Below are 15656 nucleotides of genomic sequence, written 5' to 3' on the forward strand. Positions count from 1 at the left end.
CCCGCCCCCTCGGGGGGCCGCCGCCCCGCGCTTGGGGCCGCGCCCCCCCACAGCGGGGGCCAGATCGACTTTCGGCCGGCCGATCTTAGTGCCGACTTCATCGGTTTCAACCTGCACAAATGGTGGGGCGCGCCGCTAGGCGTCGGCGTCATCTACATCCGCCGGGGCAAGGTCGACCTGATCGATCCGGACAGCGCCAACAGCCCGCCCTTCGCCGCGAACAGCTATTCCCGCATCCATACCGGCACGGTCGATTTCGCCGCACAGCTGACGGTCCTCGCCGCACTCGATTTTCAGGATGTGATTGGCGACGCCAACCGCGCCGCACGCATGCCCACCTGCACGACCCGTGGGCGGAAAAGCTGCGCGGGACGAAGGGTCTGGACATTCTGACCCCCGCCGATCCGCGCCTGCATGGCAGCATCACATCCTTCTTCACCAGCCGCACCAGCGTTCAGGACAATATGGCGATCGCCAGAAAAATGCTCGATGAATATCGGATCTTCACGGTCCACCGCGATGGGCCTGCCAACGGCGCCTGCATTCGCGTTACGCCCGCATTAATTAACAGCGCGGCCGATATACTCGCGTTGGAAAAGGCGATCCGCTCGATCCTGTCTTTGTCCCGACGTTCTCCGGCTCCTTGCCGCCGCTCACTTCCGGCAGCCGACTGACCGCGCCTCGCTGCATGCAGCGACGAGTGTATCAGATGCGGAGCCGTGGCCTGCAAGGCATTGACTATATCCGTCCGATCCTCAGCCGATCCGCCGTGCCGGAGGTTCCAGCCTATCGCCTGCTTCGGACACAGAATATTTATATTTAGGAAACCGAAATGCCGCAGCTTTGCGCATGCGCTGATGCTTCGGAGCGACACCGATGGAACGGATCATCCACCTTAACGATGAAAACGGACAATCCGGCGAACTGATTGTCGAATATAATATCGACACCGGCCGCGCCCGTTCGGCGGGCAAAGGCTTCGGGTCGGTAAAGCAAATGAAGTCTTTCTTCGCTGATTGGAAAGAGGTCGTCCAGTGTATCCATGCGCACGGACTGCGCGTGATCGCCATGGTCGATTTGTCTGAAGGTGACGTTCAGAAAGCTGAAGTCGCCGAAGTGATCGCGACCGCGACCGCCGATATATATCGGAAGGGCGATACAATAGCGATGATCGTCCGGGACTCACTGATGAAAATGCAGATGCGGCGCATTCTCGACGGTGATTTTTACCAGTTCTTCGTATCGAGATCGGCCGCCGGACTTTGGCTCGATGGCCGGTCGCAGCGACGGTTTTAACCTATAGCGTCGTTCCGGTAATGCTGCCGAAGCGAAATCTGGCACATAAAACAGCGCGAATGACGAAGCTGGTCGGTAACTCGTTTCGCCCTTTTAATTCGTCACCCGAAGCGATCCGCCTGCTGGTCATGACGCCCGTGCGCCTGGCTTACATCCCAAATGGCCTGCCGATACTCCAATCCATCATCGGCCAACACCAAAGAAATATGTTGATCCACTCTGCCTGAAACGGAATGGAAGCGATCATGCGTCTGTTGCTGATCGAGGATAATGGCCGACTGGCTGCGTTGCTGATTGCCGGGCTGGAACGGCGCGGCTTTCGTTGCGACCACGCCGCAACCCTGTCCATCGCGACGGAGGCGGTGGCGGCGCAGGTCCATGAACTGCTGATCGTCGACCGGGGATTGCCCGACGGCGATGGCATCGCCTGGTTGCGCGACATGCGGCGGGCCGGGTTCATGCAGCCCGCCCTGATCCTGACCGCGCGCGACGCGCTGGAGGACCGGATCACCGGGCTGGACGCGGGGGCGGACGATTATGTGGTGAAGCCTGCCGAGGTGGACGAGATCGCCGCGCGCATCCGCGCCCTGCTGCGCCGACCGGGACCGCGGGCGCAGACCGAACTGCGTTTCGGCCCGCTGCTGCTCGATTCCGCAAGCCGCACGACGCAATGCAGGGGGCGGGCGATCGATCTGGCCCGTCGCGAAACCGACCTGCTGGAACTTCTGCTGCGTCAGGCGGGCGCAGTCGTCAGGCGCGAAAGCATCGAAAGCGCGCTCTATTCCTTTGCCGAACCGGTCACACCCAATGCGGTCGAGGCGACGGTATCGCGCCTGCGCAGAAAGCTGGAGGAGGCGGGCGCGCGCGGCATGCTGCATACGGTGCGCGGCGTGGGATATATGTTGCGGGAACCGGTGGCGTGACCGCGCGCCGCTCGATCGCCCGTCGGCTGTTCATCGGACTGTCGATCGTCGGGGTCATCGGCACAACTCTGCTGCTGATCTTCATCATCCGCGAACACCGGCAGAGCTTTACCCAGCTGGGCGATCCCGTTGCGGCGCGGCATGCGTTTCGCGAATTGTTCGAACATGTCATCCTGCCGATACTGGTGCTGATCATCCCGATGGGCATGGCCAGCCTGATCGTGATCCGCCGGGCGCTGTCGCCATTGGGGCAGGCCGTCGCCCAGTTGCAGGTGGCCGAACGCCATCAACGCGGCGTGCTGATCGATCATGCCGCGTTTCCGACGGAGGCCGTGCCCTTTGCACAGGCCGCGAACCGGCTGCTGGGCCAGCTGGATCAGGCGGCAAAAGATCATGAGGCGTTCGCGGCCGATGTGGCGCATGAATTGCGCACGCCGCTGACCGTGCTGGCGCTGGAGCTGGACGGGCTGGACCACCCGGACGCGCCGCGCTTGCGTACCGAAGTCGTCGCCATGCGCCGCCTGATCGATCAGCTGATGCTGCTGGCGCGGGTGGAGGCGCAGAGCGTGGCCCAGTCGATCCGCGACAATGTGCATCTGGATGATGTCGGCGCCGACGTCGTCAGTCTGATGGCGCCGGGTGCCATCGCCGCTGACAAGGCGCTGTCGCTGACCCGCGTGGGCGAAACGACGACGATCATGGGACAGCGCGAAACGGTGGCGGCGGCGCTGCGCAATCTGGTCGAAAACGCGCTTCGCGTCACACCGACGGGGGGTGCGGTCACCGTGATCGCGGGGCCGGGGCCGCAGTTGCGGGTGAAGGATGGCGGAAGCGGCCTGACGCCAGAGCGGCTGGCCGAACTGGTCCAGCGTCATCGCCGCGCCGATCATGCAAGCGGCGAAGGCGCGGGGTTGGGGCTGGCGATCGTCGCGCGGATCATGGCGGCGCATGACGGCACCCTGCGCAGCGTGGCGACGGCGCAGGAACTGGTGCTGGATTTCGCGCCGAAACGCTGATCCTGCCGGTGTTGATGCCTGTGCCGGTGATCCCGGCGCGCATCGTCAGGGTCTCGTCAGTTTGACCGCATAGGGCATGGCCCATGGTCCAGCTGTCCCGATTCGCGCGCTTGTACGGCGCTGTCGCCCTCCTGTCGCTTGCCGCCTGTTCGGGGGAGCAGGGCGCACCCGCCAATGACAGCGCGGCCGGGCGGCCGACAGATGGGTCGATCCCGCTGAGCGCAGACAATATCGCGCGGCTCGGCCTGAAATTCGCTGCTGCCACGGCCGCCAGCGAAGCGCCGATCGCCGTGGTGCCCACGGTGATCGCGCCCCCGCCCAACGCCCGCGTTGCGGTGGCCGCGACCTTCCCCGGCGTCGTGACCCGCATTCTGGTGGTCGAAGGCGAAACGGTGCGACGCGGCCAGCCGCTGGCGATCATATCCAGCCGGGACATGCTGTCGATGGGTGCGGACCTCAGCCGGGCGAATGCGCGGCTGGGGGTGGCGCAGTCCAGCGCCAGCCGCCTGTCGCAGCTGGAACGGGAAGGCATCATCGCGGGCGCCCGCGCGGACGAGGCGCGCGCCATATTGGGTGAAGCCCGCGCCGACGTATCGGAAAAAAGCCGCATCCTGACGATGGTCAACGGGTCGGGCGCCAGCGGCACCTATACACTGACCGCGCCGATCGCGGGTCGGGTGACCAGTGCCAATATTCATGCGGGCAGCGTTGTCGACGGCACCACCGCCCCCTATGTGATCGACGCCATCGGCCAATATGAAGCGCAGGCGCAATTGCCCGAACGGCTGGCGGGGCAGGTGAAGCCCGGCATGACCGTCGCGCTGGGCGACGATCTGCGCGGTACGGTGACGTCGGTGGGATCGACCATCGACCCGGCGACCCGGTCCGTGACGCTGAAGGCCAGATTGCCCGCCGGTCCCGGCGCAATGGCCGGGCGCGCCACCAGCCTGTCGCTGTTCGGCCCGGCGCCCGATGGCGCCGTGCTGGTGCCTGCCACCGCAGTCACGACGATGCCCGGCGGGGACATGGTGTTCGTGCGGACGCGCGCGGGCGTCATTGCCCGTCCGGTCGAGACCGGCGGCAAGGATGGCGACAGGATATTGATCCTGTCCGGCATCAAGGCGGGCGACCCCGTCGTCGTCGCGGGCACCAGCGCGCTCAAGCCGCTGGCGACGGGCGAGTAAGGCGCGATGCTTAGATCGCTGGCCGCATGGGCGCTTTCCTATCGTCTGATCGTCATTGCGCTCGCCCTGCTGACCGCCGGGCTGGGGGCATGGGCGTTCGTCAACCTGCCGGTCGACGCCTATCCCAATATCGCCCAGACGCAGGTCAAGGTGATCCTGAAAGCCCCCGGCATGACGCCGGAGGAAGTCGAAAGCCGAGTCATCACCCCGGTCGAAATGGAAATGCTGGGCATTCCGGGGCAGGCGATCCTGCGGTCTTCCGCCAAATATGCCATCGCGGACATCACCATCGATTTCGTGGATGGCACCGACATCTATTGGGCGCGCAGCCAGGTGGCCGAACGGCTGTCGGGCGTGATGGGCGACCTGCCCCCCGCCATATCGGGCGGCATGGCCCCGATTTCCACGCCGCTGTCCGACATTTTCATGTTCACGATCGAAGGGCCGCTGAGCCTGGAGGAAAAGCGCACCCTGCTCGACTGGACGATCCGGCCCGCGCTGCGCACCGTGCCCGGCGTGGCCGACGTCAATGCGCTGGGCGGGTTCGTGCGGACTTTCGAAGTACGGCCCGATCCAGTCGCGCTGGCGAGCGCGGGGCTGACGGTCACCGACCTTCAGGAAGCGATCGAACGGGGCAACCGCAATGATGGCGCAGGCCGTCTGTCGCAGGGCGAAGAGGCGCTGATCGTGCGTGCCGTCGGCGCGCTCCAGTCGGCGGCGGACCTTCAGTCGATGGTCATCGCCGCCCGCAACGGCCGCATCGTCCATATGGGCGACGTCGCGACGGTCGGCACCGGCAGCCTGACCCGTTACGGCGCGGTCACCGCCAATGGGAAGGGAGAGGCGGTGCAGGGGCTGGTCATCGCCCTGCGCGGGGCCGATGCCCGCGCGGTGGTGGACGGCGTAAAGGCGCGCGTCGCCGAACTGGAAAAGACCCTGCCGAAGGGCACGAAGATCGCCGTCTTCTACGATCGGTCCGATCTGATCGGTCGCGCCGTCGGCACGGTGGAAAAGGCGCTGATCGAAGCCACGATATTGGTGGTCGTCCTGCTGATCCTGTTTCTGGGCGACTGGCGCGCGGCCGCGATCGTGGCCGCGACGCTGCCCATGTCGGCGCTGGTCACTTTCCTGATGATGCGGGGCATGGGCCTGTCGGCGAACCTGATGAGTCTGGGTGGCCTGGCCATCGCCATCGGCATGCTGGTCGACGGGGCGGTCGTGGTGGTCGAAAATATCGTGGAACGGCTGAACCATGCGAAGGATGACGGCCCGCCCCGGCTGAACAATGTCTATCGCGCTACCGGAGAGGTCGTGGTGCCGGTGTCGGCCGGTATCGTCATCATCGCGCTCGTATTCCTGCCGCTGCTGTCGCTGGAAGGGCTGGAGGGCAAGCTGTTTGCGCCGGTCGCGCTGACCATCATCTTTGCGCTGGCGGGATCGCTGCTGATCGCGCTGACCCTCGTGCCCGTGCTGGCTTCGCTGGGGCTGAAGGCCGGGCACCATGGTGAACCCTGGATCATGCGCAAGCTGACGCCGCGTTACCGCGCACTGCTGGACGGGGCCTTTGGCGCGAAGCGGCTAATCTATGGTCTGGCGGCGCTGGGACTGGTGCTGGCGGGGCTTGCCTATGGTGCGGTCGGCAAGACGTTCATGCCGTCGATGGACGAAGGATCGGTGATCGTCCAGACCGCCAAGCTGCCGACCATCAACCTGGACCAGTCGGTATCGGGCGACACGGCGGTGCAGCGTTCGCTGATGAAGGACGTGCCCGAAATCGAACAGATCATCGCGCGCGTCGGCACGGACGAAATCGGCCTTGATCCCATGAGCCCGAATGAAACCGACAGTTTCGTGGTGCTGAAACCCCAGAAGCAATGGCGCGGCGACAAGGATTTCGTGGTGGATGAAATCCGCAGGTCGATCGACCGGCTGCCCGGTATCGAGCCGACCTTTACTCAGCCGATCGAGATGCGCGTGTCGGAAATGCTGACGGGATCGCGCGGCGACCTGGCCGTCAAGATATTCGGCCCGGACCTTGCCACCCTGTCGGATCTGGCCGCGCAGGTGCAGAAAATCCTGTCGAAGACGCGCGGCGCATCCGAAGTGATGACGGTCGCGAACGACCATGTCGACTATCTGCAACTCAACATCGATCGCGCAGCCGCCGGTCGTTTCGGCATGCCGATCGATCAGATGCAGGACATGCTGCGCGCCCAGATAGAGGGCGTGCATGCGGGCGTGGTGGCGGACGGACAGAAGCGCGTGCCGATACTGGTCAAGGGCGATGCGACGATCCGGGGCGACGCGACACGCTTTGCCGACCTGCCATTGCGCGCACCCGATGGCACGGTGGCGCGGGTCAGCGACATGGCGCGGGTGGAACGCACGCAGGGACCGGTGAAGCTCGACCATGAAAACGGCTCCCGCTACGCGCTGGTGCAGGCGTTCGTGGCGGGTCGCGATCTGGTCGGCTATGTGGACGAGGCGCGGGCCACCGTCGATCGGGAGGTCAGGCTGCCGGCCGGTTATCGCATGGTGTGGGGCGGCCAGTTCGAAAATCAGCAGCGGGCCTCCGCCCGCCTGATGCTGGTGATACCGGCCGCGCTGCTGCTGATCCTGCTGGTGCTGCTGATCACCCTGCGGTCGATGCGCGCTTCGCTCCTGATCCTTGCCAACATTCCCTTCGCGATGGTCGGCGGTATCATTTCGCTGTGGATGTCGGGACAATATCTGTCGGTGCCCGCATCGGTCGGCTTCATCGCCCTGCTTGGCATCGCGGTGCTGAACGGTCTCGTCCTCGTCGCCTATTTCCGGCAGCTGCGCGAAGAGGGACAGAGCATGGCGCAGGCGGTGCGGCTGGGCGCGGAAAGGCGACTGCGCCCGGTGCTGATGACCGCCAGCATCACCGCCTTCGGCCTTGTCCCGCTGATGTTCGCGACCGGGCCGGGATCGGAAATCCAGAAACCGCTCGCCATCGTGGTGATCGGCGGGCTGGTCAGTTCGACGCTGCTCACCCTCATCCTCCTGCCCATCTTGTTCGAGCGCTTCGGTGAAGGCGCCACGGAAGCCCAATCATGACGGACATGTTACTGACCTTTTATTGTGCCGCGGTCGATCGCGACGGCGTGGCCGATGGCTTGCGCCATGGGACGCAGGCGCCGCTTCACCTGCGCGACGAACAGGTGCTGGGGCGCGATTTCGGCGACGCCGTTGCCGGGGAACAGGTGCGCGGTGCGTTGCGCCGCGCGGCCATCGACCTGATCGTGCAGGAAGAGGCGGTCGAACCGCTGGTCGCCATCGTCACCGGCGTTCGCCGGGGGCATCCGGTGCGCTGGCATGCCTGCCCGGTCGCGGCGCGGGGGCGCATCGCATGATCCGCGCGCTGCTGCTGACCGCTACGGCCCTGAGCGGAACTATCATGGCCGGAGCCATCCTTGCCGCCACGCCCGCCATGGCACAGCGCACCGACCTGCCACCGGAACCTCTGGTGGTCGAGGCGCTGGATACCCATCCTGCCGTGGCGGCGGCGCAGGCGCGCGTGCGATCGGCCCAAGCCAGCGCCGCCATGCTACGCCGGGGGAGCCATGAATTTACCTTTCAGGGCACCGTATCGCGCCGTTCGGCGGAGGGAGAGGGCGATTATGGCGAGTATGACGTCAATCTGACCCGCCCGTTTCGCCTGCCGGGAAAGGCGGCGCTGGACCGCAAGGCCGGGGAACTGGGCGTCGACGTCGCCCATAACCTGATGGAGGATGTGCGGCACCAGACGGCGCTCGCCTTTTCCGATCTCTGGCACGACTGGCTGGTCGCCAGCGCCCAGCATCGCACCGACAGCGATTCCGTCGCCAGCCTGACGCAGGACATGGCGGCGGTGCGTCGCCGCGCGGCGTTGCGCGACGCGTCTCTGCTGGATGTCGATCAGGCCCAGTCCGCGCTGGCGCAGGCGGAGGCACAGGCCGCCGCTTCCCGCGCGGCGCGTGACGAAGCGCGGGTGAAGCTGGCGGCGGGTTTCCCGACGCTGGCATTACCACAGGATGCGCCGTTGCTGGCCGATCCGGCCATGCCGGTCACCGCGCTGGAGGATCTGCGCGATCTGGTGATCACGCGCAGCCATGAAATCCGCGCGGCGGAACGGGAAGCGCAACGGCTGGAAACGGTGGCGCGCCGCGCCGGGGCCGATCGCATGGCCGATCCGTCGCTGGGCATTCGCGTCTTCAGCGAACGGGGCGGGCTGGAAAAGGGCGTCGGGCTGGTCGGCTCCATTCCGCTGGGCGGCGGCTATCGTCGTGCCGCGCATGATCAGGCGAGCGCAGACGCGAGCGCCGGCGAACTGGAACTCGCCCGCGTGCGACGCGAGATAGAGGCGACCGCCGCCGCGGACCTGAGCAACGTGCGCGCGCGCGAGGCCGTGTGGCGCAGCATGGAAAGTGCCGCCGCCAGTGCCAGCGCCGCCGCGAACCGGACGAAAAGAGGTTATGAGCTGGGGCAGATCGATCTGGGCGACACGCTGATCGCCCGGCGTCAGGCGAATGAGACGCGCCGTCAGGAAATCGATGCGCGTGCCAGTCTGTTGCGGGCCATCCTGCGGATTCAGATCGATGCGCATGAAGTCTGGACGTCGCAAGAAGGACATAAAGACTGAGATTTGAGGTGAACCGTTGAATAAAGGATTTTCGGCAAATTCACCGGCCTCATCGATCTGCAGGCTCGGCAAGTGCCAGCATTTCGACCGGCGTCAGACATGCTGATCCATAAGCGACGCCCCCTCACGCCCGGACTATGCTTGAATCACATGGCCTTGGCCTGCGCCAGGATAGGCAGCCCCCTGCCCCGATCGTTGCTGGCCCAATCGACGTCATCGCCATGAACCATGTTCGGAAACGCGTGGATGCCGGTCGACGGACTGTGTCCGACTGGCTGATTACGGTTAAAGAAACAGGCTGAATGATCCGCTAATCCTTTGCCGGGATAAACTCTTAAAATGCGCGGGCGCACGCTGTTTCTGCATCAGAATGCGATGCGCTATGGCAGATGGTGATAAATAGTCGTCGGCATGTTTTTCCATCACTTCTTCGACCTTGGTCGAACTCGCAGGATGCCAGGGGACGACTCCGATAAACTGTTAACCTTTTCACCCCCTCCATAAGCACCTGATTTCCGATGCGCCATTTGTAGCGGCATGGAATGTGTTTGAAGTGGATAGGTAAGATATGTTTCTGCGCAAGTCCTCCATTTGCACCAATGCGGTTCGCGCTTTTGTGGGCCTGTCGGTTTTGTGCGGCACGCCTGGCGGAACGGCTCAGGCCGCTACCCAAGGTACGCTTGGCGCGACGTCGACGGGCAGCATCACCATCACGGCATCGGTGCCCAATCGCGCGCAGATCACCGGTCTTGCCGATGTGAGCTTTACCAATGCCGATCCCAGCGGTGCTGCCACCAACACGCAAAGCAACTGCGTCTGGAGCAATACCGCAACCAAGGGCTATAGCATCACCGCCACCGGCAGCGGCACGGCGGGCGCTTTCACGCTGGCCAACGGATCGCTGACCGCGGCCTATACCGTACAATGGGCCGCCAGTTCCGGTCAGGCGACGGGTTCGCCGCTTACTGCTGGCACGGCCCTGTCGGGCCTGACGTCGCTGGCGGTATCCCCGACCTGCGCTAGCGCGCCCACCACCACGTCCAGCCTGATCATCGGCATGAGCGCGGCGGCATTGCAGGGGATGCAGTCGTCCACGGTCTATACCGGCACGCTGACCCTGCTCGTCACGCCGCAATAAGCGTGGCGCGAAACCGGCAATGGCCGTGGATGGTGCAAGCCTGATCCGCCGCATGGGGGCGAATGCGCGTCTTCTGGCGCTCGCCCTGTGCGCGATGCTGCCGCAACCGGCGGCGGCCCAGCTTGGCAACGTTCAGATTACCGGCCTGTCCGATGTGTCCTTCGGCAGCATCTCGACCCTGTCGGCCGATCAGGTCCGGGCGCAGTCGGTCTGCGCCTATAGCGGACTGCTGGGCGGGCGATATTCGGTGACGGCCGCAGGATCGGGTACGGGCGGGGCCTTTACCTTGGCCAATGGCAGCGCGCTGCTTCCCTATGAAGTGCAATGGACCGGGACTGCCAATCAGACGTCGGGCACGAACCTGACGGCGAATGTGCCACTGTCGGGGCAGACCATGCCATTGAACTGCCTGCTTGGACAGGTCACCGATGCCAGCCTGATCGTCATTCTGCGCGGAACGGCACTGAGCGCTGCGCAGTCGGGCAGCTATAGCGGAACGTTGACGATCATATTGGCGGCCAACTGACGGTCATATCGTGGCGCGTCGCACCTCCATCTTTCGCCTGATCGCCGCACTTGCGCTCTGTATGGGCCGCCCCGCGATCGCATTGGTAGCGGACGCCCCCAACATCACCGTGGGCATGCCCGCCGAATTTGCCAGCTTGGCGCAGGACAGGCACGCCATCGTCGACATCTTCTTTGGCGGCCTCAGCATAGGCCAGTTTGAAGTCGAAACCGGATCGGGTCGGCTGACCATACTCAACCCCGATCTGGTCGTTGCCGCGATACCGGGCGTGCGCGACGCGCCCGCGCTGACCGCGGCGCTGACGGGCGCGCTCGACACCCATGCAGGCATGGTGTGTAGCGATCCCAATATTCCGTGCGACCGGCCCAAGCCGTCACAGGCGGCGATCGTCTATGACGAAGGGCATTTTCGCGTAGACTTGTATGTCGCGCCGCATCTGCTCGACGTGCGGCCGGCCATGGCGGATCGCTATCTCAAGCCGATCGACGGCAGGCTGTCCGCGATCGACAGTCTTGCAGCGTCGGTGGCGGGCGGCGATGGCCAGCCGGTACTCTACAGCATCCGCAACCGCCTGGTCGTCGGCGCGGATACCGCGCGCTTCGTATCGGACATGTCGGTGGGGTCGGGGCGCGGGTTCAATCTCGATACCGCGGCCATGCAGATCGACAGACAGGATGTTCGCTACAGCGCGGGACTGTTCTATGCGCCGGGGGCGGACCTGGTCGGCCGCCGGCGTATCGTCGGGGCCGGGGTGGCATCGCAGACCGACATGCGGACCGATCGCGATCTCATCAACGGCACGCCGCTGACCGTTTTCCTTACCGGGCGGTCGCGCGTCGACCTGTTCGTCGAACAGCGGCTGGTCAGCAGCGAAGTCTATGAAGCGGGCAATCAGCAGCTGGATACGTCCAGCCTGCCCGACGGATCCTATCCCGTCGAAATCCGGATACAGGAAAATAGCGGCGCCAGCAGGACGGAACAGCGATTCTTCACGAAAAGCGCGGCGATCCCGGCGGCGGGCCAGACCTTTTTCTTCGCCAATGCCGGTGTCCTTGCCGGCGAGCGGTCGAACCGTCCGGTCGACATAGCGCGCTATCCCATCGCAATGGCCGGGGTCGCCCGCCGCATGAATTCGCATGTCGCCTGGGATGTCACGGCGATCGGCACGCGCAGCCTCCTCCTGACGGAAGCAGGCGTCAACATCTTTGCCGGGATCGGGCAGGCGCGCGCCGCCATCATGGGAACGACACGCGGCGACCATGGCGCCATCCTGCAATTAAGTTCCGCTGCGGGGGAGCGGCTGGGCTTCAACTTCGATCTGCGTCGGGTCAAGAGCCAGGACAACCGGCCGATCATCCCGCTGGACGATTATGGCGACAATCCCTTGCTCGCCACCGATGCGCAGTTCCAGCAGGCGCAGTTCGCCGGCACGACCTTTTCTCAGGCCGTGGGCACCGTCACCTATCGGATGGGTCAGGCGCAGATCGGACTGTCCGCCTATCTGCGCCGGGATGTCGGGCGGCCGGCCAGCTATGCCGTCGGCCCTGCCGTGCGCTGGCAACTGCTGCAGCGCAATCGAGTCCAGCTGACGTTCGATGGCAGCCATGTCTTTACCGATCGCGGCCAGTCGACGGCCTTTGGCCTGCGCCTCCAGATTCTGGGCCAGCGCAGTTCGTTGGGCGTCAGCGCGGGCGCGCAGACGGTATCGCGGCGCAGCGGCCAGCGGCTGGGCGAAAGCATGGAGATCACCGGTTCCATGCAGCGCGAAAGCGCGACACTGGGCGAGGTCACCGCATCGGGTACGCTGCAGCAGGTGGGCGGCATCAATCTGGTGCAGGCCACAATCGAAGACAGGGGGCCGCTGGGCTATGCATCCGCCACGGTTCTGCAACGCGGGGGCGACGGACAGAATGGCACCCAATATGCGCTCAACCTTCAGACCGGAATCGCCGCGACCGGCAACGGATTGCATGTCGGATCGCAGCGGCAGACCGACAGCATGATCATGGTATCGGTCGACGGCAGTTCGAAGGATGCATCGTTCGAAGTGCTGTTGAACGAAAGTCCGATCGGCACGGTCCGGTCGGGGCGCCGGATGGTGATCCCCTTGTTCCCCTATCGCCGCTATACGGTGCGTATCCGGCCGACGGGCGGCGATCTGGTCAATTACGACAACCGGCCGCGCGTGATCGACCTGTTCCCCGGATCGGTCGCCGACCTGCGATGGAAGGTGGACTGGGTCGCCGCGATGTTCGGACGGCTGATCGGGCCGGATGGCGCGCCCATCGTGAATGCAGACATCGTCGCGCCCGGCGCCATCAGCGCCAGCGACGATCATGGCTATTTCCAGCTGCAATCCGCGCGCGACGCCACCATCGTCGTCCGGCAGGGCGGCGGCGCGCCATGTAGCGTAACTTTGAATGCAATGCAGAGTGATGAAGCCTATACAGCGTTGGGAGATGTGACATGCCGGCCATGAACAATGCGAAATCCCGCCTGATCGGCGCGATGGTGGCGACGTCCTTCGCGGCCATGCCGCTCGCGGCGCAGGCGGGGCTGATACTCAGTCAGGCGGTAGTGGACATCACGCCCGGCGCGCCAGTCGCGCAGGATATAGAGGTCACCAATGACAGCGACGAGATCGCCTATGTCGTGGCCCAGCCGTTCGAGATCGTAGCGCCGGGCCTGCCCGCCGAAAGGCGCGAAGCGGTGATAGATCCCGCAACCGGCGGGTTGCTCGTCACGCCACAGAAAATGATCCTTCAGCCCCGCGAACGCAAGCTGGTGCGGGTCGCGGCGGTCGCGCCGCGTGGTGAAACGGACCGGATATGGCGCGTGACGGTGAAGCCGGTCGCCGGGCCGGTGACGGCATCGGGATCGGCGCTCAAGCTGCTGCTGGGATATGATGCGCTGGTCATCCTGCGGCCCCGCACGCTGCGGTCCGCGATTACGGGCCAGCATGTCGGCGATACCCTGACCCTGCAGAATGACGGCAATACCAACGCGGAACTTTATGAAGGAAAATTGTGCCAGAGCAACGGCGAGAGCTGTTCGCCCCTGCCATCGCGGCGGCTGTATCCCGGTCAAAGCTGGAGCCAGCCTGCAAGCCGTTCGGCCAGGATAACATATCGCATCGCCACGGCGGGCAAGAGCGAAGAAAAATCTTTCTGATCGTCCAGCTCAACAGGGCGACTGCCTGTTTGGCGCAATCGACACGAATGCACCAAAGGGCAGTATCCGTTATCGAGCGGTACGAAACATCCGTGCTGTCGCCCTGCCCTGTCGACAAAATATCCGGATCGGACGCTTCCAACTCATCGCACAATTAACTTACTGTTCACTGTCCTGCCCGGACCGCCGCCGACCGGCGAAAGATTGGGGACAGGATCGGCCCGGCTGGGCGCGGCGATCCTGAACCAGTGCTGGGACAGTCGCGACGCCTTTTTCTACACGGTCGACGTGCAATGCGTGGATCGGCGCGCGAAACTGATCACCAATGTCGAACGCGGCATGGACATGGCAGGGTCCACCATCCCGCTGCGGTTCCAGCAGTTCACCGGATTCCTTCCGATGTGGCGCGGCATCGCGACAAAGGCGCAGGCGGACGCGATGATCGCGCGTAACTATCGCGCGGACGACCGGTTGCGCGCGGCCCATGGTGTGCGGACGCTGTCCAGTCAGGAAAAAATGTACGGCACCGCCTTTTCCAGCAATCCCAGCAACTGGCTGGGATCGATATGGATCATATCCAATTATTTCGCGCGGAAGGGATTGTCCCGCTAAGGCTTTGCGGCGGAGGCGGACGATCTGGCGGACAAGACCATCGCCCTGCTCACCGCATCGCTCGCCAGCAACGGCAGCCTCAACGAATATTATCATCCCGATACCGGAAAGCCGCTGAGCCATGGCGGTTTCATGAACTGGAACCTGCTGGCGCTGGAAATGATCTGATGCAGGGGCATGATCCGATATAAATTGGCCGGATCATGCTTTGGAGCATTCTGAAGTCGGCTGGAACAGCCGACTTCAGAATGCGAACAGCAAAAGATATTTAGAGCATCATTCGATTCAATCTAATCGGATGATGCTCTACGGGCGATCATGATGATAAGTGCGCCGAGGGAAAGCCGCAGATGAATGTCAAAGACCAGCAGCATGGCCTGTCGGGCGAAATGCGACGGATGAAGATGCTGGAATGGCTTCAGGAAGAAGGCAGCGCGCGGGTGCGCACTTTGTCGGATGCCTTTGGCGTGTCCGAAGTGACGGTGCGGCAGGATCTGGAGAAGCTGGAACAGGAAGGGCATGTCGTGCGCGAACATGGCGGCGCCTTCCTGAAATCCGTCAGTCAGCAGGTCGCTGCGCTGGCGCTGCACCATCTGGTCAACATGGATGCAAAACGCCGCATCGGCGCGGCTGCGGCGGCGCTGGTCCCCGACGGCGAAACCATCATCCTCGACAGCGGATCGACCGTGACGGAGGTCGCGAAAAATCTGGAGCATCGCGAAGGGCTGACCGTGATCACCAACGCCATCAATATCGCGCTGATGCTGGGGGGCAAACCGAGTTTCGAAATCCATCTGTCAGGCGGGCTGTTCAAGCCCCCGACCCTGTCGGTCAGCGGTGAATCCGCCGCGCAGCATTTCGCCGGGCTGTTCGCACAGAAGCTGTTCCTCGCCACCGGCGCCGTGTCGATCGAGGCGGGGCTGACCTTTCCCTCGCTATCGGACATGCCGGTCAAGCGGGCGATGATCGAATCCGCCAAGGAAGTCATATTGGTGGCCGACAGCAGCAAGATCGGCCGCCGGTCCTTTTCCTCACTGGGCGGGATCGACCTGATCAACATCTTCGTCACCGACAGTGGGATCAACGACGAAGATCGCAAGGGTTTCGAAGCCGCAGGCATAGAGGTGATGGTGGTATAAGGGCATGGG

The 15656-nt window shown here is 64.3% G+C and carries 15 protein-coding genes and 1 pseudogene; all 16 read left to right on the forward strand.

Features of this window, described 5'->3' with window-relative positions; all coding sequences use genetic code 11:
* Window positions 1-393, forward strand: a pseudogene (locus tag ACOJSJ_RS09015) (hypothetical protein); the annotation flags it as partial.
* A gap of 71 nt (window positions 394-464) precedes the next feature.
* Window positions 465-674, forward strand: a complete 210-nt coding sequence (locus tag ACOJSJ_RS09020) for a hypothetical protein (RefSeq protein ID WP_420144647.1) — start codon at window positions 465-467, stop codon at window positions 672-674.
* A 202-nt stretch (window positions 675-876) separates the two neighbouring features.
* Window positions 877-1296: a hypothetical protein gene (locus ACOJSJ_RS09025; RefSeq protein ID WP_420144648.1), complete on the forward strand. Its 420-nt coding sequence runs from the start codon at window positions 877-879 to the stop codon at window positions 1294-1296.
* A gap of 59 nt (window positions 1297-1355) precedes the next feature.
* Window positions 1356-1523: a hypothetical protein gene (locus tag ACOJSJ_RS09030; protein ID WP_420144649.1), complete on the forward strand. Its 168-nt coding sequence runs from the start codon at window positions 1356-1358 to the stop codon at window positions 1521-1523.
* A gap of 18 nt (window positions 1524-1541) precedes the next feature.
* Entirely contained in the window at window positions 1542-2219 is a 678-nt protein-coding gene (locus ACOJSJ_RS09035) for a winged helix-turn-helix domain-containing protein (RefSeq protein ID WP_420144650.1), read from the forward strand.
* On the forward strand, window positions 2216-3235 hold the full coding sequence (locus ACOJSJ_RS09040) for a sensor histidine kinase (protein ID WP_420144651.1): 1020 nt from the start codon (window positions 2216-2218) through the stop codon (window positions 3233-3235). The genes ACOJSJ_RS09035 and ACOJSJ_RS09040 overlap by 4 nt, the downstream gene beginning before the upstream one ends.
* Before the next feature lie 83 nt (window positions 3236-3318).
* Window positions 3319-4419 carry an efflux RND transporter periplasmic adaptor subunit gene (locus ACOJSJ_RS09045; RefSeq protein WP_420144652.1) on the forward strand — a complete coding sequence of 367 codons (1101 nt, stop codon included), beginning with the start codon at window positions 3319-3321 and terminating at the stop codon, window positions 4417-4419.
* Between the two features lie 6 nt (window positions 4420-4425).
* The gene (locus ACOJSJ_RS09050) at window positions 4426-7497 is read left to right on the forward strand and encodes an efflux RND transporter permease subunit (RefSeq protein WP_420144653.1); all 3072 of its coding nucleotides are present in this window, start codon (window positions 4426-4428) and stop codon (window positions 7495-7497) included.
* Window positions 7494-7793 carry a DUF3240 family protein gene (locus ACOJSJ_RS09055; RefSeq protein ID WP_420144654.1) on the forward strand — a complete coding sequence of 100 codons (300 nt, stop codon included), beginning with the start codon at window positions 7494-7496 and terminating at the stop codon, window positions 7791-7793. Before ACOJSJ_RS09050 ends, ACOJSJ_RS09055 begins: the two co-directional genes overlap by 4 nt.
* Window positions 7790-9061 (forward strand): TolC family protein, encoded by a 1272-nt coding sequence (locus tag ACOJSJ_RS09060; RefSeq protein ID WP_420144655.1) that lies wholly within the window; start codon window positions 7790-7792, stop codon window positions 9059-9061. Before ACOJSJ_RS09055 ends, ACOJSJ_RS09060 begins: the two co-directional genes overlap by 4 nt.
* A gap of 568 nt (window positions 9062-9629) precedes the next feature.
* Window positions 9630-10199 carry a hypothetical protein gene (locus ACOJSJ_RS09065; protein ID WP_420144656.1) on the forward strand — a complete coding sequence of 190 codons (570 nt, stop codon included), beginning with the start codon at window positions 9630-9632 and terminating at the stop codon, window positions 10197-10199.
* 25 nt (window positions 10200-10224) lie between these two features.
* A complete protein-coding gene (locus ACOJSJ_RS09070) occupies window positions 10225-10725 on the forward strand; it encodes a hypothetical protein (RefSeq protein ID WP_420144657.1) in 501 nt (166 codons plus the stop codon).
* Window positions 10726-10735: 10 nt separating this feature from the next.
* Window positions 10736-13204 (forward strand): TcfC E-set like domain-containing protein, encoded by a 2469-nt coding sequence (locus ACOJSJ_RS09075; RefSeq protein WP_420144658.1) that lies wholly within the window; start codon window positions 10736-10738, stop codon window positions 13202-13204.
* Window positions 13192-13896, forward strand: a complete 705-nt coding sequence (locus ACOJSJ_RS09080) for a hypothetical protein (protein WP_420144659.1) — start codon at window positions 13192-13194, stop codon at window positions 13894-13896. Before ACOJSJ_RS09075 ends, ACOJSJ_RS09080 begins: the two co-directional genes overlap by 13 nt.
* Before the next feature lie 204 nt (window positions 13897-14100).
* Window positions 14101-14508 carry an MGH1-like glycoside hydrolase domain-containing protein gene (locus tag ACOJSJ_RS09085; protein WP_420144660.1) on the forward strand — a complete coding sequence of 136 codons (408 nt, stop codon included), beginning with the start codon at window positions 14101-14103 and terminating at the stop codon, window positions 14506-14508.
* A gap of 350 nt (window positions 14509-14858) precedes the next feature.
* Window positions 14859-15647 carry a DeoR/GlpR family DNA-binding transcription regulator gene (locus ACOJSJ_RS09090; RefSeq protein WP_420144661.1) on the forward strand — a complete coding sequence of 263 codons (789 nt, stop codon included), beginning with the start codon at window positions 14859-14861 and terminating at the stop codon, window positions 15645-15647.
* Window positions 15648-15656 lie beyond the last annotated feature (9 nt).

The organism is Sphingobium sp. (assembly GCF_048594625.1).
Taxonomy (GTDB): domain Bacteria; phylum Pseudomonadota; class Alphaproteobacteria; order Sphingomonadales; family Sphingomonadaceae; genus Sphingobium.

What these genes read in the sequence shown, in the direction of transcription:
- ACOJSJ_RS09020 (WP_420144647.1), top strand. Translation starts at nt 465, where the DNA reads ATGGCGATCGCCAGAAAAATGCTCGATGAATATCGGATCTTCACGGTC.
- ACOJSJ_RS09025 (WP_420144648.1), top strand. Translation starts at nt 877, where the DNA reads ATGGAACGGATCATCCACCTTAACGATGAAAACGGACAATCCGGCGAA.
- ACOJSJ_RS09030 (WP_420144649.1), top strand. Translation starts at nt 1,356, where the DNA reads ATGACGAAGCTGGTCGGTAACTCGTTTCGCCCTTTTAATTCGTCACCC.
- ACOJSJ_RS09035 (WP_420144650.1), top strand. Translation starts at nt 1,542, where the DNA reads ATGCGTCTGTTGCTGATCGAGGATAATGGCCGACTGGCTGCGTTGCTG.
- ACOJSJ_RS09045 (WP_420144652.1), top strand. Translation starts at nt 3,319, where the DNA reads ATGGTCCAGCTGTCCCGATTCGCGCGCTTGTACGGCGCTGTCGCCCTC.
- ACOJSJ_RS09050 (WP_420144653.1), top strand. Translation starts at nt 4,426, where the DNA reads ATGCTTAGATCGCTGGCCGCATGGGCGCTTTCCTATCGTCTGATCGTC.
- ACOJSJ_RS09055 (WP_420144654.1), top strand. Translation starts at nt 7,494, where the DNA reads ATGACGGACATGTTACTGACCTTTTATTGTGCCGCGGTCGATCGCGAC.
- ACOJSJ_RS09060 (WP_420144655.1), top strand. Translation starts at nt 7,790, where the DNA reads ATGATCCGCGCGCTGCTGCTGACCGCTACGGCCCTGAGCGGAACTATC.
- ACOJSJ_RS09065 (WP_420144656.1), top strand. Translation starts at nt 9,630, where the DNA reads ATGTTTCTGCGCAAGTCCTCCATTTGCACCAATGCGGTTCGCGCTTTT.
- ACOJSJ_RS09080 (WP_420144659.1), top strand. Translation starts at nt 13,192, where the DNA reads ATGCCGGCCATGAACAATGCGAAATCCCGCCTGATCGGCGCGATGGTG.
- ACOJSJ_RS09090 (WP_420144661.1), top strand. Translation starts at nt 14,859, where the DNA reads ATGAATGTCAAAGACCAGCAGCATGGCCTGTCGGGCGAAATGCGACGG.